15 protein-coding genes and 2 tRNA genes are annotated in these 18,019 nt (G+C 70.5%); 4 read left to right on the top strand and 13 right to left on the bottom strand.

Going from position 1 to position 18,019, the window contains the following annotated elements; translation table 11 throughout:
- Positions 1-23 precede the first annotated feature (23 nt).
- The gene (locus tag ACIBK8_RS01195; RefSeq protein WP_399039422.1) at positions 24-1,487 is read right to left on the bottom strand and encodes a catalase; all 1,464 of its coding nucleotides are present in this window, start codon (positions 1,485-1,487) and stop codon (positions 24-26) included.
- 158 nt (positions 1,488-1,645) lie between these two features.
- Between ACIBK8_RS01195 and ACIBK8_RS01190 the strand changes: the two genes are divergently transcribed.
- The gene (locus tag ACIBK8_RS01190; protein ID WP_399039420.1) at positions 1,646-2,065 is read left to right on the top strand and encodes a Fur family transcriptional regulator; all 420 of its coding nucleotides are present in this window, start codon (positions 1,646-1,648) and stop codon (positions 2,063-2,065) included.
- A gap of 263 nt (positions 2,066-2,328) precedes the next feature.
- Here ACIBK8_RS01190 and ACIBK8_RS01185 read toward each other — a convergent pair.
- The 4 genes from ACIBK8_RS01185 to ACIBK8_RS01170 all read right to left on the bottom strand — a co-directional run bounded on the left by ACIBK8_RS01185 (position 2,329) and on the right by ACIBK8_RS01170 (position 7,592).
- Positions 2,329-2,402: transfer RNA gene (locus ACIBK8_RS01185), tRNA-Met, on the bottom strand.
- 116 nt (positions 2,403-2,518) lie between these two features.
- Complete coding sequence (locus ACIBK8_RS01180) at positions 2,519-4,372, bottom strand: sel1 repeat family protein (RefSeq protein WP_399039419.1); 1,854 nt, start codon at positions 4,370-4,372, stop codon at positions 2,519-2,521.
- 223 nt (positions 4,373-4,595) lie between these two features.
- Positions 4,596-4,669: transfer RNA gene (locus ACIBK8_RS01175), tRNA-Met, on the bottom strand.
- A 106-nt stretch (positions 4,670-4,775) separates the two neighbouring features.
- Complete coding sequence (locus tag ACIBK8_RS01170) at positions 4,776-7,592, bottom strand: UPF0182 family protein (RefSeq protein WP_399039418.1); 2,817 nt, start codon at positions 7,590-7,592, stop codon at positions 4,776-4,778.
- A gap of 214 nt (positions 7,593-7,806) precedes the next feature.
- Between ACIBK8_RS01170 and ACIBK8_RS01165 the strand changes: the two genes are divergently transcribed.
- A complete protein-coding gene (locus ACIBK8_RS01165) occupies positions 7,807-8,361 on the top strand; it encodes a PPA1309 family protein (protein WP_393682644.1) in 555 nt (184 codons plus the stop codon).
- Positions 8,362-8,459: 98 nt separating this feature from the next.
- Here ACIBK8_RS01165 and ACIBK8_RS01160 read toward each other — a convergent pair whose 3' ends face one another.
- The 4 genes from ACIBK8_RS01160 to ACIBK8_RS01145 form a co-directional block, all read right to left on the bottom strand.
- Positions 8,460-9,545 (bottom strand): PDZ domain-containing protein, encoded by a 1,086-nt coding sequence (locus ACIBK8_RS01160; RefSeq protein ID WP_399039417.1) that lies wholly within the window; start codon positions 9,543-9,545, stop codon positions 8,460-8,462.
- Between the two features lie 84 nt (positions 9,546-9,629).
- Positions 9,630-9,800, bottom strand: a complete 171-nt coding sequence (locus tag ACIBK8_RS01155; RefSeq protein WP_393682647.1) for a hypothetical protein — start codon at positions 9,798-9,800, stop codon at positions 9,630-9,632.
- Between the two features lie 190 nt (positions 9,801-9,990).
- Entirely contained in the window at positions 9,991-10,473 is a 483-nt protein-coding gene (locus ACIBK8_RS01150) for a molybdenum cofactor biosynthesis protein MoaE (RefSeq protein ID WP_399039416.1), read from the bottom strand.
- A 112-nt stretch (positions 10,474-10,585) separates the two neighbouring features.
- Positions 10,586-11,737: an SDR family oxidoreductase gene (locus tag ACIBK8_RS01145; protein WP_399039415.1), complete on the bottom strand. Its 1,152-nt coding sequence runs from the start codon at positions 11,735-11,737 to the stop codon at positions 10,586-10,588.
- A 191-nt stretch (positions 11,738-11,928) separates the two neighbouring features.
- On the opposite strand from ACIBK8_RS01145, the gene ACIBK8_RS01140 reads away from it, so the two are divergent.
- Both ACIBK8_RS01140 and ACIBK8_RS01135 read left to right on the top strand, forming a co-directional pair.
- Entirely contained in the window at positions 11,929-13,431 is a 1,503-nt protein-coding gene (locus ACIBK8_RS01140) for a zinc-dependent metalloprotease (RefSeq protein WP_399039414.1), read from the top strand.
- Positions 13,428-13,958 (top strand): NUDIX hydrolase, encoded by a 531-nt coding sequence (locus ACIBK8_RS01135; protein ID WP_393682655.1) that lies wholly within the window; start codon positions 13,428-13,430, stop codon positions 13,956-13,958. The genes ACIBK8_RS01140 and ACIBK8_RS01135 overlap by 4 nt, the downstream gene beginning before the upstream one ends.
- A gap of 42 nt (positions 13,959-14,000) precedes the next feature.
- Here ACIBK8_RS01135 and ACIBK8_RS01130 read toward each other — a convergent pair whose 3' ends face one another.
- From ACIBK8_RS01130 to ACIBK8_RS01115, 4 genes are all read right to left on the bottom strand, one after another.
- Positions 14,001-14,759: an AIM24 family protein gene (locus ACIBK8_RS01130; protein ID WP_399039413.1), complete on the bottom strand. Its 759-nt coding sequence runs from the start codon at positions 14,757-14,759 to the stop codon at positions 14,001-14,003.
- Positions 14,760-14,779: 20 nt separating this feature from the next.
- On the bottom strand, positions 14,780-15,463 hold the full coding sequence (locus ACIBK8_RS01125; RefSeq protein WP_399039411.1) for an AIM24 family protein: 684 nt from the start codon (positions 15,461-15,463) through the stop codon (positions 14,780-14,782).
- Positions 15,464-15,476: 13 nt separating this feature from the next.
- Positions 15,477-17,153 carry a TerD family protein gene (locus ACIBK8_RS01120; RefSeq protein ID WP_399039410.1) on the bottom strand — a complete coding sequence of 559 codons (1,677 nt, stop codon included), beginning with the start codon at positions 17,151-17,153 and terminating at the stop codon, positions 15,477-15,479.
- A gap of 112 nt (positions 17,154-17,265) precedes the next feature.
- Complete coding sequence (locus ACIBK8_RS01115) at positions 17,266-17,892, bottom strand: M48 family metallopeptidase (protein WP_399039408.1); 627 nt, start codon at positions 17,890-17,892, stop codon at positions 17,266-17,268.
- Positions 17,893-18,019: the final 127 nt, after the last annotated feature.

The following is an 18,019-nucleotide window of genomic DNA, read 5'->3' as shown; positions in this document are numbered from 1 at the left end:
GTCCGGCCGGGGGAAACCGCTCGTCAGCCGCGCAGGGCCTGGACCGCGGCTTCCAGCCGCTTGCCGTAGTCCGCGTCCGCCTTGCGGAAGTTCTCGATCGCCCGCTGGCGGATGTCCTCGCGGGACACCTCGGAGATGGTGCCCGCCAGGTTGTTGATCAGACGCTCCTTCGCGTCCTCCGGCATCAGCCGGTAGAGGTTCCCCGCCTGCACGAAGTCGTCGTCCTCGGCGTGCGAGGGCGCCGCGCTCTCGCCGCTGGCGCCGGACACCTCGACCGACTGCCACAGCGCCCGGCCGGTCTCGACCGGACCGCCGAAGCTGTTCGGCTCGTAGTTCTTCCGGCCCGCGTGCCGGCCGTCGTAGAGGAAGCCGTCCCGCCCGTAGGTGCGGGCCTCGGTGGCCCGGGGGCGGTTGACCGGCAGGTGGTCGGCGTTGATGCCGACGCGGTAGCGGTGCGCGTCCGCATAGGCGAAGAGCCGGCCCTGGAGCATCTTGTCGGGGGACGGGCCGATGCCCGGCACGAAGTGGTGCGGGGAGAAGGCCGACTGCTCGACCTCGGCGAAGATGTCCTGCGGGTTGCGGTTCAGCTCCAGCTTGCCGATCTCGATCGGCGGGTAGTCCTCGTGCGGCCAGACCTTGGTCAGGTCGAACGGGTTGAAGCGGTAGTTCGCCGCCTCGGCCGCGGGCATGATCTGCACCTGCACGGTCCAGCTGGGGAAGTCGCCCCGCTCGATGGCCGTCCGCAGGTCACGCTGGTGACTGTCGGCGTCCTCACCGGCGACCTTGTCCGCCTCGGCCTGGGTGAGGGTCTTGATGCCCTGGTCGGTCTTGAAGTGGTACTTGACCCAGAAGACCTCGCCGGCCTCGTTGTTCCACTGGAAGGTGTGCGAGCCGAAGCCGTCCATGTGGCGCCACGAGGCCGGGATGCCACGGTCGCCGAACAACCAGGTCACCTGGTGGGTGGTCTCCGGCGAAAGGCCGAAGAAGTCCCAGACGTTCTCCGCCTCCTGCGAGCCGGTGTACGGGTCGCGCTTCTGGGTGTGGATGAAGTCCGGGAACTTCATGGCGTCCTTGATGAAGAACACCGGGGTGTTGTTGCCGACGAGGTCGTAATTGCCCTCTTCGGTGTAGAACTTCAACGCGAAGCCCCGGGGGTCACGCACCGCGTCCGCCGAACCGAGGCTGCCCGCGACCGTCGAGAAGCGCAGGAACGTCTCGGTCTGCTTGCCGATCTCCGAGAGGAACTTCGCCCGCGTGTACTTGGTCACATCGGCGGTGACGGTGAAGGTGCCGTACGCACCGCCGCCCCGCGCGTGAACGATGCGCTCGGGAATGCGCTCGCGGTTGAAGTGAGCGAGCTTTTCGATCAGGAGCTGGTCCTGGATCAGACCCGGTCCGCCGACGCCGGCCGTCTCGCTGTTCTGGTTGTCCGCAACCGGAGCCCCGGACTCCGTGGTCAGCGGTCCCGTAGTGCTCTCTACCGACACGTGCGCCTCCTGATGTCTCTACACCTGCCCTTGGCTTGTGCCGTTGCCGATCCTACATTGGACATTGTCTAAGTCAAGAAGCACCCGAAAGCCATACCCGATCCGGTGATGGACCGGCCGCTGCTACCCTGGCTTTATCTGACTGATAGGTGAATGGCATGAGTGACCTGCTGGAACGACTCCGGGAACGCGGCTGGCGTCTGACCGCACAGCGGCGCGTGGTCGCCGAGGTGCTCGACGGCGACCACGTCCACTACACCGCCGACGAAGTGCACGCACGCGCGAGCGACCGGCTCCCCGAGATCTCCCGCGCCACGGTCTACAACACGCTCGGCGAGCTGGTCTCGCTCGGCGAGGTGCTGGAGGTCAGCACGGACGGCCGCGCCAAGCGCTACGACCCGAACGCCCACCACGACCACCAGCACCTGGTCTGCTCCCGCTGCGGCACGATCCGGGACGTCCACGTCCAGGGCGACCCGCTCACCGCGCTCCCCGAGCCCGAGCGGTACGGCTTCCAGGTCTCCGAGGTAACGGTCACCTACCGGGGCATCTGCCCCACCTGCAACTCAGCCACCTGACACCCCGGGCGCGCCCCCGTCCGGGCCGCCCGCATCCCCTTGCCGACCCGCGCCCCTGACGGACGCGGGTCCGTTCGCATGCCCGGACGCGACGACCCCACGCCCCACCAGAGGGCACGGCGGCACCGGGTGGAGGAAATCAGGGGAAGGGCGCGAACCGGCCCGAGGATCGCACCGACCCGAAGAACCCCCGAGGGACGAAGGCCGGCCGCACATACGACGAAGGCCCGGATCCTCAAGGAATCCGGGCCTTCGTCTTGCAGTAGCGGGGACAGGATTTGAACCTGCGACCTCTGGGTTATGAGCCCAGCGAGCTACCGAGCTGCTCCACCCCGCGTCGTTGTGTCTTTACTCTAACCCCAGGCCGACGACCAGCGCAAATCCCTTCCGCAGGCCCCGGGCCCCGCCTCGGGGACGAGCCCCGGGGACCGGGCCCCGAGGCCGCCCCGGGGCTCAGGCGCTGAGTTCCTCCTGGAGGGCCGCCCGCAGCCGCGCCGCCCGCTCGGCGACCTCCGGCGGCCCCAGCTCCACGGCCCGCGCGCACCAGGTCTGCGCCTCGGCCAGCGCGCCGCGGCGGGCGGCCAGCAGCGCCAGCCGCAGCGCCGCCCGTCCGTGCCCCTCCGCGGCGGCCCGCTGCCACCACAGGGCGGCCTCGGGCAGGCTGCCCTCGCGGGCCAGCAGCAGGCCGAGGTTGAAGGCGCCGTTGCGGCTGCCGGCTTCGGCGGCGGCCCGGTACCACTTCGCGGCCTCGACCACCTCGCCCCGAGCCGCCGCGAACATGCCAACCCGGACCTGAGCGCGGCGGTGCCCCTCGCGCGCGGCCTTCTCGTACCAGCGGGTGCTCTCGTCGTCCGGCGTCCGCGCCTCGTCGGGCAGCCGGCCGCGGCCCGATTCCACCGCCTTGCGGTCCAGCAGGTCGGCGAGCCGGAACGCCGCCTCGGCGCTGCCGCCCTCCGCGGCGCAGCGCAGGTTCCGCTCCGCGGCGGCGTCCTCGCCACTGCGCTGCTGCACGATCGCGACCTGGAGGGCCGCCTCGGTGTGCCCGGCAGCGGCGGCCCGCTCGTACCAGGTGTGCGCGGTGCGCTCCTCGCCGCGTCCGGCGAACAGGATGCCGAGGTTGAACGCCGCGTCCACGCTGCCGGCCTCGGCTGCCTTGGAGAACCACGGTTCGGCGCCCGACGCGTCGCCGCGCTGGAGCAGCAGGATGGCGAGCGCGTTGGCGGCCTCGCGGTGCCCGGCGTACGCGGCCCTGCGGTACCACTGCTCGCCGCGCCCGGCCCGCCCCTGCTCGGCGCAGAGCAGCCCGAGGTTGTAGGCGCCGTTGACGTCGCCCGCGTCCAGCGCGGCGCGGTACCAGCGCTCGGCGGTCTGCAGCTCGCCGCGGTCGGCGTGCAGCGCTCCCAGGGCGTTGGCGGCGTTGCCGTCGCCGTCCTGGGCGGCGCGCCGCCACCACTCGGCCGCGCTTTCCACGTCGCCCGCGTCACGCAGCAGGAAGCCCAGCGCGCAGGCGGCCTTCGCCTCGCCGTCCTTGGCCGCGGAGAGGTACCAGCGGCCCGCCTCCTGGATGTCGCCGCGCTCCTCCAGCAGCGTGCCCAACTGGAGGGCCGCACGCCGGTGTCCGCGCGCGGCGGCCTGGCGGTACCACTGCTCCGCCTCGGCTTCCTGGGTCAGTTCGCCGTAGGCAGGTGCCGTGCGGCGGTCCGCGCCGCGGCCCTCTTCGACGAGCCGGGCGATGCGGTACGCGGCCTCGCGGTGGCCGCGCTCGGCGGCGGCCCGGAACCAGCGCTCGGCGCCGACGTCACCACGGTGTTCGAGAAGGTCGGCGAGAGCGTAGGCGCCCAGGCAGTGGCCGGATTCGGCGGACTGCCGCAGCCAGTACTCGGCCGCCGGCTCGTCGCCGCGCTCGCGGTGGTAGCGGCCCAGCGCGTGCGCCGCCGCCGCGGAACCGGCGACGGCGGCGATCCGCCACCAGCCGGACGCCTCGTCCACGTATCCCCTCTGGTGCAGCAGCACACCGAGGTTGTTGGCCGCCGCGCGGTCGCCCGCCACGGTCGCGGAGCGCAGATACGGCTCGGCGCCGTCGAGGTCACCTCGGCGCAGCAGCAGTGCGCCGAGCACACTCATGGCCGCGGTGTTCCCCGCTTCGGCAGCCCGGCGATGACCGGTTTCGGTCATCGCGTCGGACGCTTCGGCGGCCTCCGCGGCCTCCATCTCGTCCATCGGCAACTCGGATTCGCGCCCGTCATCGGACGCATACGCAAACCGGTCCGTCTCCAACAACCTTGCCTTGTCCCCCATAAGAGCCATCGTCGCACCACCCGTAACCCTCGTACACCTGGTATACCGCAGCCAGTGAGGTCACTTCAGCGGTTTGTCGACTTCCCGACACAACGACTTGCCAAACTCAAGCACACAGGTTCCCCACATCGGCAGTCCGACGCGGCCGAACCCGCCGCGAGCCTTGCCCGGAGGGGCCGCACCCATGACGAAGGCCCGGATTCTCAAGGAATCCGGGCCCTGGTCTTTTCCGTAGCGGGGACAGGATTTGAACCTGCGACCTCTGGGTTATGAGCCCAGCGAGCTACCGAGCTGCTCCACCCCGCGTCGTTGTGAACTCAAGGTATCACGCTGCGGGGACGGCCCTTGACCACCTCCGCGCGTGCGGCCACCGGTGGCACCGGTGGCCGCACGCGCGTCGGCCGTGGTCTGCTCAGTCCCCCGAACCGCCGCCCTTCTTCGTGGACTTCTCCTCGGCCGCCGCGGCCCGGTCCAGCGCCTCCTTGAGCTTCTTCTGCGCCTGGCCGTAGCCGGCCCAGTCACCCGAGACGCGGGCCTTCTCGCCGGCTTCGTACGCCTTCTGGGCGTCGTTCAGCGCCTCCTGGACCGTCTGGTTCACGGGAGGCTGCGTCGTCTGGCCCTCGCCCGGTGGCGCCGTGCCGGTGCTGGGCGCCTTCTTGCCGAAGACCACGTCCAGCGCGTCCTCAAGGGAGTTCTCCAGGACCGGCTTGTTGTCGCCGTAGCTGACCAGGACCTTCTTCAGCAGCGGGTAGTTGGTGTTCGCGCCGCGCAGATAGACCGGCTCGACGTACAGCAGTCCGCCGTCCAGGGGCACGGTCAGCAGATTGCCGTACTCGATCTCGGAGTCGCCGAACTTCTTGAGGATGTTCAGCTCGTTGGCGATCTTCGGATCGGAGTTGAACTTCGACTGCACCAGTTGTGGGCCGGGGACCGGTGTCTCCGACGGCAGTTTCAGAATTCTGATCTTGCCGTAGTCATTGCTCTTCGCGTTGGCGTCGACGGCCATGAACGCCCCGAGGTTGTCTCTCTTGTTGGGCGTGAACGTCGTCGTCAGCGAGAAGGTCTGATCCTTCTGGTCCGGCATCTTCATGCTCAGGTAGTACGGCGGCACGGAGTTGCCCGACTTGTTCGTCGGATCGTTGGGGATCTGCCAGCGCTCGGAGCCGGTGTAGAACGTGCCCGGGTCCGTGACGTGGTACGTCGTCAGCAGCTGCCGCTGGACCTTGAACAGGTCCTGCGGATACCGCAGATGCTCCTCGAGCGACGAGCTGATGGCGTCCTTCTTCTCGACCGTGCCGGGGAACGCCTTCATCCAGGTCTTGAGGACCGGGTCCTTCTTGTCCCACTGGTAGAGCTTGACCGAGCCGTCGTACGCGTCGACCGTCGCCTTCACCGAGTTGCGGATGTAGTTGACCTGGTTCTGCTGGGCCATCACCGCCCGCTGCCCGGTGGTGAGCGAATCGGCCGTGGTGTCGCCGAGCGTGGTGCGCGAGGCGTACGGGTAGCCGTTGCTCGTGGTGTAGGCGTCCACGATCCACTGGATCCGGCCGTCGATGACCGCCGGATAGGCGTCACCGTCGATGGTCAGCCAGGGGGCCACCGCTTCGACGCGCTCCTTGGGCGTGCGGTTGTACAGGATCCGTGAGCCGTCGCCGATCGCCCCGGAGTAGAGGATCTGCGGCTCCCCGAACGCCACCGCGTACGCGGCGCGGTTGATCGGGTTGGAGAGGTTGACGCCGCTCTTGCCCTGGTACGTGTAGCTCTTCTCGCCGTTGTCGTCGGAGTAGTCCAACTCCTTCTGCGGACCGCCGACGATGGAGTACTGCGTGGTCTTCTCGCCGTAGTACACCCGCTGTTCGTACGGGCCGAACTGGCCCTTGGACGGCAGCTTCGACTCGGTGTACTTCGGGCCGCCGCCCTCCGTCGTCTCGGTGCCCTTCGCGGCCACCGCGCCGTATCCGTGGGTGTACTTGAAGTGGTCGTTGATCCAGTTGCGCTCGGGGATTCCCGCGATGTTCAGCTCACGCAGACCGATGACGGTGTCCTGTTCGGCGCCGTCCTTGTCCTTGTAGCGGTCGACGTCGAGGGTGGAGGGGAACTGGTAGTAGCCACGCGCCTGCTGCTGTTGCTGGAACGCCGGGGACACCACGTTCGGGTCGAGCAGTCGCATGCTGGCGGTGGTGTCCGCGTTGTCCCGCAGCTTCTGGCTCTCCTCCTTGCCGACGGGCTTGTAGTTGCCCTTGTAGCCGGTGATCTCGGAGTCCTGGATGTCGTACGCGTCCCGGGTCGCCTTGATGTTCTGCTTGATGTACGGCGCTTCCTTGGCCTGCTCGTTCGGCTGGACCTGGAACTTCTGCACGATCGCCGGGTACAGGCCGCCGATCAGCACGGCGGAGAGCACCATCAGGCCGAAGCCGATGACCGGCAGCTGCCACGTACGGCGCCAGAGGGTGGCGAAGAACAGCACCGCGCAGATCGCCGCGATGAAGAACAGGATCGTCTTCGCCGGGAGGTAGGCGTTGGCGTCGACGTACCGCAGGCCCGTCCAGCCGTCGGCCGACTTCAGGCCGCTGGACTTCACCGCCAGGCCGTACCGGTCGAGCCAGTACGCGATGGCCTTGAGCGACACGAAGATGCCCAGCAGCACGGACAGATGGCCGGTGGCCGCCGCCGTCGCGCGCGAGCCGGGGCTCGTCAGCCGCAGTCCGCCGTAGAGGTAGTGCGTCAGTGCGGCAGCCACCAGGCACAGCACCGCCGCGGCGAAGCCGAAGCTCAGCAGGAAGCGGTACCAGGGCAGGTCGAAGGCGTAGAACGCGATGTCCTTGCCGAACTGCGGGTCCTTCTGGCCGAAGGGCACGCCGTTGACCCACTGGAGCCACGTGCGCCACTCACCGGACGCGGAGGCACCGGCGATCAGGCCGACGACCGCGGCGATCGCGAGGAGCGCCCACTTCTTGAACGGCGCGAGGCCCATGCGGTAGCGGTCCAGGCTCTGCTGCTCCATGGACATCGCGCTGAGCGGCGGTCGCAGCCGGTGGGCCAGCCAGACGTTGACGCCGACGGCCACGGCCATCAGCACGCCGAAGAAGACGAAAAGACCGATCTTGGTCCACAGGGTTGTGGTGAAGACCGATGAGTACTTGACCGAGCGGTACCAGAGCCAGTCGGTCCAGAATCCCGAGAACATCACGAAGAGCATGGCCAGCACGGCCAGTACGCCCAATGTCATGAGCAGGGTCCGGGCCCGCCGCGACGGTCGGCCGACTCTGATCCGTGGCCCGGAGGGGCCTCCGCCGCGGTCCGGCATCTGGAAAGCCAAGGTGCGCACCTCGAAGTTCGCTGTCGTGTGGAACAGGCCCGGCGATAGTAGGACCCACTGATGCAACTTACGAAGGCTTTACTCGGTTCCCGATTTCGGGGGTGTACAAGGCACGATGTGAAACATGACCAACCTCCCCGTTGACGGCACCCCTCTCGCCTCCGATCCACTGACCCGCGCGGTACTCGAAATCGACGAGTACAGCGCCGGGCTCGGCTGGGACCAGCCCGCCCGCCTGTTCGCCCTCGTCGATTCCGCGAAGCTGCGTGACCAGGAGCCTTCGCTCGCCGAGCAGCTCGGTATCGATGACTCCACCACCGCGTCCCTCACCCCCGTCGAGCAGGACGAGATCCCCGCGGGGGCGCCGCTCGACGAATTCCTCGCCACCATCGCCTGGCCGGAGGCGGTCGTCGGCTGCGCGCTGACCGTGGAGCGGCTGATGCTGCCGCCGTCCGCCGAGGATTCCGTGCCCGACGGCATGGACGAGGCGCAGCTCGCCAAGTGGGTGGCCGGGCATCCGGACCGTCAGGAGGTCCGCATGACGGTGGCGGTCCTGCGGGACGGTTCGCGGGAGTCCGCGCTGCGGCTGCGCGAGAAGGACTCGACCTCCGAGGTCCTCACGGGCGCCTCGCTGGTGCCGGGCCTCGCGGACGCGCTGGCCACGACCTTCGAGTCCTGACCGGCCGACACCCGCCCGCCCCGGGCGGCCCGGTACTGCCGGTCCGCCCCGGGGCGCGGGCGGGTGTGGCGCCTGCCCGAGTGGCCGCGCCGCGGTCGCTACTTGGCGCAGCCGGGCAGGCCCGCCGTGTGCCCGCTGCTGATCTTCTTCAGTGCCTTCACCGCGTCACCGATGGTGTCGACCTTCACGAGGGTGAGGCCGTCCGGGATGTCCTTGGCCGCGGTGGCGCAGTTGTCCTTCGGCGTCAGGAAGTACTCGGCGCCCTTGGCCCGCGCGCCGACCGTCTTCATCGAGATGCCGCCGATCGGCCCGACTTTGCCTTCGTCGTCGATGGTGCCGGTGCCCGCCACGAACTTGCCGCCGGTCAGGTCCTGCGGTGTGAGCTTGTCGACGATGCCGAGCGCGAACATCAGGCCGGCGCTCGGACCGCCGACGTCGGCCAGCTTGACGTCGATGGGGAACGGGAAGGTGTGGTCGATGCCGGCCTGGATTCCGACGACGGCACGGCCGTCCTCCGCCTTCTCCGTCGTGAGCGTCACCTGCTTCTGGCCGGCCTCGGGGCGCTTGCCCTTCTTCTCGTCCGCAGCGGCGGCCTTGGCGGGGATGACCGTGAAGACGACCTTCTCGCCCGCCTTGTGCCGGGTCACCAGCTTGGCGACGTCTCCCGTCGCCTTGACCGGCGTGCCGTCCACGGCCTTGATCACGTCCCCGGCGTGCAGCCGCCCGTCGGCCGGCTTGTCCTTGACGACGGAGCCGACGACGGTCTGGGAGGCGACGGGGATGTTCAGCTGCTTGAGCGCCGCGACCTTGGCGCTCTCCTGGGACTGGCTGAACTCCTCGGCGTTCACCTGGTCCGCCTGCTCGGCCGTCTGCCCTTCGGGGTAGAGCGTCTTGTGCGGGACCACGGCGTTGTCGTGGTCGAGCCAGCCGTAGACCGCCTCAAGGAGGTTCATGGTGTAGTCGGGGCCGGTGACGCGGACCGTGGTCATGTTGAGGTGACCGGTCGTCGGATACGTCTTCCGGGCGCCGATCTGGAGCACCGGCTTGCCGTCGTGATCGCCCAGGGTGTTCACCGTCGGTCCCGGTGACATCTCGGAATACGGCACGGGGATGAGCACCCCGGCGCAGAGCAGCGCGATCAGCATCAGTGTCGAGGCGAGCAGCGTCGCGGTGCGGCGTGGCATGGAACGACAGTACGGGACGGGTATGACAACCGGCCCGCGGGGCCGTCCGTACGAGGCTGTCGGTGACGGCGGCGCGAAGCGCGGTCAGGCCGCGTCGGGCCCGGAGTGTTCCTTCTCCATCGCGGCGCGGAACCGGGCGTATCCGGCCAGCTCGGCGACGTCCCCGCTCTTGCGGTTCCGCAGGGTCCAGGTGCTCCAGAGAGCGGCGGCGAGCGCGGCGAGGAGCGGAATCAACAACCAGAGGAGCGCACCCACAGCGGCCTCCCGACCCTTAGCACAACCACATTCGACGAATAAGCAGATTAACCATCTGATGGGTCAACGCTCACGCCAGGGGGCAGGTTACGCAACCGGAACGCAAGGCACCGGATCAGCCGAGCGTCCGGGAACCGTACAGAGGTGTGGCGGGCCGTCAGGCGCGGCCCGCGGGGCCCCTCCCCCGGAACTACTGGGCACCCACCCACTCCTCGGTGCCGTCCGAGAAGGTCTGGTGCTTCCAGATCGGCACCTCGTGCTTGAGGTCGTCGATCAGTTTGCGGCAGGCGTCGAACGCCTCGCCCCGGTGCGGGCAGGAGACCGCGACGACGACGGCGAGGTCCCCGATGGCGAGGTCCCCCACCCGGTGGACGGCGGCCAGCGCGCGGACGGGGAAGTCGGCCACGACCTTCTCGGCGACCCGGCGCAGCTCGGCCTCGGCCGTCGGGTGCGCGGAGTAGCCGAGACCGTCGACGTCGGCGCCGCCGTCGTGGGAGCGGACCGTGCCGACGAACAGGGCCGTGCCGCCCGCCGCGGCGTCACCGACCGCCGCGTGGACCTCGTCCACGGACAGCGGGGTGTCGCGGATCGCCAGGAGACGGATCGGATCCGCCGCGGCCTGCTCACCGGGGTGGTCGGGGCGCGGGGACGGAGGAAGGGGCGTGCCAGACATGCTGCCATCGTGCCGTACTCGGCGGGCGAACGGGAATGGCCGGATCTGCCGGGTGCCGGGACCGCCGTATGGAGGGTCCTCCAGGCCGGCCGCCCCGCCCGCCATCCCCGGGTCAGATGCGGCGGCGTGCCTTGCGGGCGCGCCGGACCAGGGCCGCCGTGCCCAGGAGGGCGACGGTGGCACCGGCGGCGCCGGCCGCGGTGGCGTCCTTGCGGCCGAGCCTGCGTCCGGCGAGGGTGTGCCGGCCCGCGACCTCTTCCAGGAGTTCGGCGAGGACGTCCTCGTTCGTCCACCGGGGCCGCCAGCCCGCTTCGTGGAGCCGGCTGCCGCTGACCACCCAGGGGTGCATCGTGTACGCGAGGTCGCCTGCGGGCGACGGGGTCAGGCCGATGCGGTGCAGGCGGGCGGCGGCGCCCAGGGCCACCGATGACGGCAGTTCCATCCGCCGGATCCCGGACAGCTCCTCGACCTCCTCCTGTTCCAGCCAGCCGTCGCAGCCCACGGCGAGTTCGCCGTCGACCTTCTCCAGGGCGGCGTATTCCAGGGCGCTGACCAGGTCGTCCACGTGGCAGAACTGCCAGGCGGGGCGGGATCCCGCGACGACCAGGAGGCGCGGCGATTCGAAGTAGCGGGTCAGGGCGGTGTCGGTGCCGCCCACCAGGACGGTGGGCCGCAGCACGGTGACGTTCAGGCCGGGGTGTGCGCGGGGCGCGCGGCGGGCGAGGTGCTCGATCTCCAGGAGGTCGCCGACTCCCGTGGCGTCGGCGGTGGCGCGCAGCTCGGCGTCCTCGGCGAGCGGCACGTCGTTGTCGGGGAGCGCGCCGTAGACCATGGCGGAGGTGCACAGCACGACGCGGTGGACGCCGGCCGCAGCGGCGGCGGTGAGCACGGTCTGGGTGCCGCGGACGTTGTAGGCGGTGCGGGCCGCGGCGTCGGTCTCCAGGTCGAGGTCGAGCGCCAGGTGGACGACGACGTCGGCGCCGCGCAGCTTCTCGGCGATGGCGGGGTCGCGTACGTCCAGCAGGTGCCAGTGCGCCTCGGGGACGTCGCCGCGCCTCTCGTCGATGGCCACGACCTGTTTGACCTCGTCGGATGCCACGAGGGCGCGGGTCAGCAGCTCGCCGACCCCGGAGGCTGCTCCGGTGACGGCGACGACGGGGCGGCGGCCCGGCCGCGGGGCCGTGCGGTCTTCGGTGTGGCCTGCTTTCTCGGTCGGGGCGGCAGCGTTTCGCGCTGCGCGAACGGTCGGATCTGGGGAACTCACCGGGCGTCTCCAGCGGTTGTCTTCAGTACGCACGCGTACTGGCGCGTACGTACAGGTGGCGTCCATCCTGCCGCAGGCATCACGACAGCGAAGCACCGAGGCCCGAAGCTCTCGGGGTGTCTACGCTGGAGGGTGATGTCGGGCAGTCGCCGTCGGCCCCGGGCCGGCGGCCCTACGAGCCGAGGAAACCCGTGAGTGACACCCCATTTGGATTCGGCCTTCCGCCGGAGGAGCCGGAGGACGGCGACAACGGCGAGAAGAAGGGCGGCCAGGGAGGTGGCCAGGGCCCTGCGGACCCGTTCGGGTTCGGCGGCGGGAGCGGCGGCGCGGACAATCCGTTCGCGGCGCTCTTCGGCGGCATGGGCGGTCCCGGCGGCCAGATGAACCCTGGCGACCTTGGCGCCGCCTTCCAGAAGCTCGGCCAGATGCTCTCGTACGAGGGCGGGCCGGTGAACTGGGACATGGCCAAGGACATCGCGCGGCAGACCGTCGCGCAGGGCGCCGAGGACGGCAGCAAGGACGCGAGCCTGTCTCCCGGTGAGCGCGTCGCGGTCGAGGAGGCCGTGCGCCTGGCGGACCTGTGGCTGGACGGCGTGACGTCGCTGCCGTCGGGGTCGGGCTCGGTGGTGGCGTGGAGCCGTGCGGAGTGGGTCGAGGAGACCCTGCCGGTCTGGAAGGACCTGGTGAATCCGCTGGCGGAGCGGGTCGGGTCGGCGATGGGCGATGTGCTGCCCGGGGAGATGCAGGCCATGGCAGGCCCGCTCCTGGGCATGATGCGTTCCATGGGCGGCGCGATGTTCGGCACCCAGATCGGCCAGGCGCTGGGCGTCCTGGCGGGCGAGGTCGTCGGCTCGACGGACGTCGGGCTGCCTCTGGGTCCGGCGGGCAAGGCCGCGCTGCTGCCGGGGAACATCGCGCACTTCGGTGCGGGCCTCGGCGTGCCGGAGGAGGAGGTGCGGCTGTACCTCGCTCTGCGGGAGGCCGCCCACCAGCGGCTCTTCGCGCATGTGCCGTGGCTGCGGTCGCATCTGTTCGGTGCCGTGGAGGGCTACGCCCGCGGCATCAAGGTGGACACGTCCAAGCTGGAGGACGTGGTCGGCCAGATCGACCCGCAGCATCCCGAGGAGCTGCAGAACGCCCTCCAGCAGGGCATGTTCCAGCCCGAGGACACTCCGGAGCAGAAGGCCGCGCTGGCCCGTCTGGAGACCGCGCTGGCGCTGGTGGAGGGCTGGGTGGACGCGGTGGTGCACGCCGCGGCCGCGCCGCACCTGCCGTCGGCCGACGCGCTCCGGGAGACGCTGCGGCGGCGCCGGGCGACCGGTGGTCCGGCGGAGCAGACCTTCGCGACGCTGATCGGTCTCCAGCTGCGTCCGCGGCGTCTGCGGGACGCTTCGCGGCTGTGGGCGTCGCTGACGGACGCCCGGGGTCTGGAGGGCCGCGACGGCCTGTGGGAGCACCCGGACATGCTGCCGACCGCGGCCGACCTGGACGATCCGGACGGCTTCGTGCACCACGAGCAGATGGACTTCTCCGAGCTGGACAAGATGCTGGGTGACGCGGCGAGCGGCACGACGGACCTGCGCAAGCCGGACGCCCCGCAGGCGCCGGACGCCGCTCCGGAGACGCCCGGTGAGGGTCACGGGCCCGGCGGCGGCAAGGACGAGAGCGGCGCCAAGGGCGAAGGTGACCGGTGAGTCTGCGTGACGAGGCGGCGCGGGCGCTCAAGGAGTGGCCCGCGCCGTCGCCCGCCCAGGAGGAGCTGCGGCTCGCCTACCTGGAGCACCTGGCGGCACACCAGGACGGCATGTGGAAGCCCTGCAAGGAGGGGCACCTCACGGCGAGCGCGCTGGTGATCGATCCGGCCGAGGGCCGGGTGCTGCTCACACTGCACCGCAAGCTGGGGATGTGGCTCCAGATGGGCGGTCACTGCGAGCCGGAGGACGCCACGCTCGCGCAGGCGGCGCTGCGGGAGGCGCGGGAGGAGTCCGGGATCGCGCAGGGCCTGACGCTGCTTCCGGGCGGCCCGGTGCGCCTTGACCGTCATCACACGCCGTGTGCCTGGCATCTGGACGTGCAGTTCGCGGCTCTGGCGCCCGCGGGCGCGGTCGCGGAGATCAGCGACGAGTCGCTGGATCTGCGGTGGTTCGGTTACGACGAGGTGGCATCCGTCGCGGACGACTCGGTGGTGCGTCTGGTGGACCGCACCCGCGCGCTTCTCTAGGGGCGCGCGGGCGGGTCCGCCCCGGCGGTCGGCGGGCCGCCGTCAGTTGGTGAAGATGTTGCCCTGGTTGTGGCCTCGGGCGCCCTGTTGGCCCATGCCGAACTGGGCGGCCAGGCCGGAGCCGATCTCGGCGTTCTGCGGCGGCAGCAGCTCGCTGGGCTGGACCAGCGCGTAGCCCTGGCCGAGGAAGCTGAGTTCCCAGCCCTCGCCGGTGCCTCCGCGGCGCCGCCACACGCCGGACGAGTGTGTCTGTGCCTGCATCTGGACGCGCAGCGAGGCGGACCAGGCGACGACCGCGTCGGCGTCGGCGTTGACGTACTTGTCGGGCGTGACCTGCATCATCAGCGGCTGGCCCGAGGTCATCAGGGCGACCTTGCCCTGTCCCGAGATGTTGATCTGGTACTTGCCGGTGCCGGAGATGCCGTACTGGCTGTCGACAGACACGACCTCCCAGTGGAGGCCCGAGTCGAGCGCCAGGACGTAGCTGCTGTCGACGGTCAGGCCATCGTGGTCGACGTCGACGACGTGGACGTACTGGCCGAGGTTGGCGAGGTAGACGGTGCCCTGCCCGGAGACCCGCATCAGCTCCAGGCCCTCGCCGGTCATCGCGCGGGCGCGGTGCTGGCCCTGGGTCTGGTAGTTGCCGTCGAATTCGAGGAGCCCCTGGTAGGCGACCATCGTGCCCTTGCGGGCGAGGATGTCCTCGTGGCCCTGGAGTGCGACGCGCAGCAGTTGTGCGTTCTGCAGCGCGTAGCGGTCCTGGGTCTGTGCCTCGGTGAAGGCGAAAAGCGGACTCTGCATGGTGTGTTCGGTCCTCCCCCTCAGCCCCGGGCCCGGAGCCGGTCGGTACTGTCCTCGCTGGGCTGGACGACGACGAACCCCTCGCCGGAGAAGCCGAGTTGGTACGCCTCGCCGCTGCCGCGGCCGATCATCGAGGACGCCTTGAAGCTGCGCTTGCCCTTCATCTTCAGGTTGCTGGACCAGGCCACCAGGGCGTCGGGGTCCACGTACGTCTCGTCGTCGCCTCGGCCGCAGTCGACGACGATCGGTGTGCCGCGGGAGGTGAGGGCGACCCAACCGGTGCCGGAGATACCGACGTTGAAGAGTCCCTGGCCGGCGAATTTCGCCATGCCCTTGACCCGCTGGACGCTCCACTGGAGGTGCGCGTCGAGGGCGAGGAGGTTGGTGCCGTTGACGGAGAGCGAGTCGCCGTTGAGGTTGATGCAGACGACGTCGGCGCCGTAGTCGGCGAGGTAGAGGATGCCGTCGCCGCTGCACTTCATCAGCGGGGCGCCCTCGCCGGTGATCCACTGGGAGGCCATCTGGCGGACGGCGGGTGGGTTGGGCTCGTACTGGATGAAGCCTTCGTAGGCGACCATCGATCCGGTGCGGGCGAAGACGTCCTGGCCGCTCTGCATGGCGATCTTGGCCATGGCGCTGCCGTGGTTCTCCATGCGGGCGGCGGGCGGGGTCGGGGCGTAGCCCGACAGCTGCTGCTGGCTCATGTTCCGGGCTCCCTCAGACCTCGTAGGGCTGGACGATGATGAAGTTGCCCGGCGCGCCGCGGAACTGGAGGTTCACGGTCTCGCCGGAGTGGCCGGGGTAGGCGTGCCGTCGCAGGCTGACCTGGCTGGAGATGATCACCTGCGAGGCGGCGGACCAGGCGACGATGGCGTTGGCGTCGGCGAACGTGGTCGGCGTGACCGGCAGCACGACGGGGCTGCCCTGGGTGGTGACGATGACCGTGCCGGTGCCCTGGAACTGCATGGTGAACAGGGCGCCGCCGGGGATGCCGTGGCCTTCGATGCGGCGCACTTCGTGCTGGAGCGACTCGTCGAAGGCGAGGACGCTCTCGGCGGACACGCAGATGGCGTCGCCCTGGAGCTCGATGGGGTGGACGTGCGCGCTGTTCTCGGCGAAGAACACCTGGCCCTGGCCCGAGCAGCGCATCAGCTGCATTTCCTGGCCGGTGGCGTTGCCCACGATGCGACCGCGGAAGCCGGCGCCCTTGTAGCTGAAGTCGACCTTGCCCTGGTAGAGCACCATGCTGCCCTGGCGGGCGAGCACCGGCTGGCCGTCGACACCGAGGTCGACGCGGACCAGCTTGCTGTTCTGCGGTGTCCACCGCTGGCCGGTGGGCGCTTCCTTGTACTTCTCCAGGACGACGCCGAGCCCGGGGCCGCCCTGCGCGGGCACGGCCGGGGTCTGCCCCGGGTAGGGCGCTCCCGGCTGTCCGTACGGGGCGGGCTGCCCGGGGAACTGTCCCGGCTGTCCCTGGGGCGCGCCGAATCCGCCGGGCGGCGGGGCGGGTTGCCCGTACGGGGCGGGCGGCGGGGGCTGCTGCCCGGGGAAGCCGCCGGGGGCGGGCTGTCCGTAGGGCGCGGGAGGCTGCTGACCGGGGATTCCGGGGGCTGCCGGGGGCGGGACCGGCGCGGCGGGCGGGGCCATCGGCGCGGCGATGGTGGGCGCGTTGTGGACCTGCGGGGCGGCCGGCTGCGGCGTGGGAGCGGCGGGCGGAGCGCCCTGGGGCGGGCCGAAGTCGGGGGCGGGCTGCTGCGGTGCGGCGGGGGCGCCGAAGGACGGTGCGGGGGCCGCCCCGGAGGGCGGGGCGAAGCCGGGCACGGCCTGCGCGGCGGCGGGCGGGGCGGGCTCGGGGGCGGCTTCCTCTTCGGCGACCTCGCCGCCGAAGTTCTTCAGCAGCGCTTCGAGGCCCCCGTCGAATCCCTGGCCCACGGCGGCGAACCGCCAGACGTCCTTCAGGTAGAAGTCGCCGAGCATGACGGCGCGTTCGGTGCTGAACTCGGAGCCGTTGAAGGAATAGCGGGCGACTTCCTCGCCGCCTGCCACGATCCGGATGTACCCGGGGCCGATCTGGGAGACCTGGCCCGCGCCGTCCAGAGCCGCGGTGAAGGACAGCTTCCTGATCTGCGGCGGGATGCGGTCGAGGGTGACCCGGAAGGACTGGGTGTCGCCTGCCTGCTCGCCGAGCTGCTGGATCGACTCCTCGGGCGATGCCGGCTGGTTGAAGAAGATGAAGTACCGGTCGTCGGAGAGCCGTTCGTCCGCGTCGAGACCGAAGCAGCTGATGTCGAAGGTGAGGCCCGGTCCGCCGATCTGCACGCCGACGTACAGGTCCGTCCCTGCCGTCAGGTCACCGATCCTGGCTTTGTGGCCCCGCTGGAATTCCCTGGCCATAGGTAATGCCCGTCCCCCGCTCCGGCTGTGAGTTGGTAGTGCGCGCCAGGCTAACCGCTGGCGCTGACAGTGGGTGATGCCGGGGCTGTACAGGGGGCTTGCGGCACGGCCGCTATTCGCTGCGGGCGGCGGGCAGATGGGGCAGCCGGTCGGCGGCGACCACCCCTTCGAGGTATCCGCGGGCCCGTTCGGTGCGCGGATAGGACTCCAGCAGCTTCCAGAACCGGGGGCCGTGGCCGGGGACCAGGAGGTGCGCCAGTTCGTGCAGCAGGACGTAGTCGATGACGTATTCCGGCATGCCCTGGAGGCGGTGTGAGAGGCGGATGCTGCCCTCGGCGGGGGTGCACGATCCCCAGCGGGTGTTCTGGTTGGTGACCCAGCGCACGGACGCGGGGCGGGCGCGGGCCTGCAGGAACTGTTCCGAGAGCCGTTCGGCGCGCTCGGCCAGCTCGCCGTCGCCGAGCATCCGCTTGCTCTCCTGGGCGGCGAGCTTGTCCAGCATGACGGTGATCCAGCGCTGTTCCTCGGCCTCGGACATGCGGGCCGGGATGAGAACGATGGTGCGGTCGCCCTCGCGGTAGGCGGAGACCGTCCGGCGCCTGCGTGAGCTGCGGCGCACCTCCACCGCGCTGGTGGCCGGTCCCCGAGGCGAGGGGCCCGAGGCAGCCCTGCGGGACGTGTCTGCGGCGCGACGCAGGGGAGTCTCCCCAGCGACACGTGGGGAAGGGTCGGCGGGCACGCGCCCGACGTTACCTGCTGGCCCTGCGGGAAGTCCCGACCCGCGAACGGTCGGACCCGAAACACCCCCTGCGGGAACCGTTTGTATGACTGATTCGGGTGCCTGTGGATAACTCGGCGCACGAAAT

Origin of the sequence: Streptomyces sp. NPDC050161 (genome assembly GCF_044460025.1) — a bacterium.
Classification (GTDB): Bacteria; Actinomycetota; Actinomycetes; order Streptomycetales; family Streptomycetaceae; genus Streptomyces.
This window is presented reverse-complemented; position numbering and strand designations above follow the sequence as displayed.

Coding starts and splice junctions, on each gene's coding strand:
- ACIBK8_RS01190 (WP_399039420.1), top strand. CDS start 1,646: ATGAGTGACCTGCTGGAACGACTCCGGGAACGCGGCTGGCGTCTGACC.
- ACIBK8_RS01180 (WP_399039419.1), bottom strand. CDS start 4,372: ATGGCTCTTATGGGGGACAAGGCAAGGTTGTTGGAGACGGACCGGTTT.
- ACIBK8_RS01170 (WP_399039418.1), bottom strand. CDS start 7,592: ATGACATTGGGCGTACTGGCCGTGCTGGCCATGCTCTTCGTGATGTTC.
- ACIBK8_RS01165 (WP_393682644.1), top strand. CDS start 7,807: ATGACCAACCTCCCCGTTGACGGCACCCCTCTCGCCTCCGATCCACTG.
- ACIBK8_RS01160 (WP_399039417.1), bottom strand. CDS start 9,545: ATGCCACGCCGCACCGCGACGCTGCTCGCCTCGACACTGATGCTGATC.
- ACIBK8_RS01150 (WP_399039416.1), bottom strand. CDS start 10,473: ATGTCTGGCACGCCCCTTCCTCCGTCCCCGCGCCCCGACCACCCCGGT.
- ACIBK8_RS01130 (WP_399039413.1), bottom strand. CDS start 14,759: ATGCAGAGTCCGCTTTTCGCCTTCACCGAGGCACAGACCCAGGACCGC.
- ACIBK8_RS01125 (WP_399039411.1), bottom strand. CDS start 15,463: ATGAGCCAGCAGCAGCTGTCGGGCTACGCCCCGACCCCGCCCGCCGCC.
- ACIBK8_RS01120 (WP_399039410.1), bottom strand. CDS start 17,153: ATGGCCAGGGAATTCCAGCGGGGCCACAAAGCCAGGATCGGTGACCTG.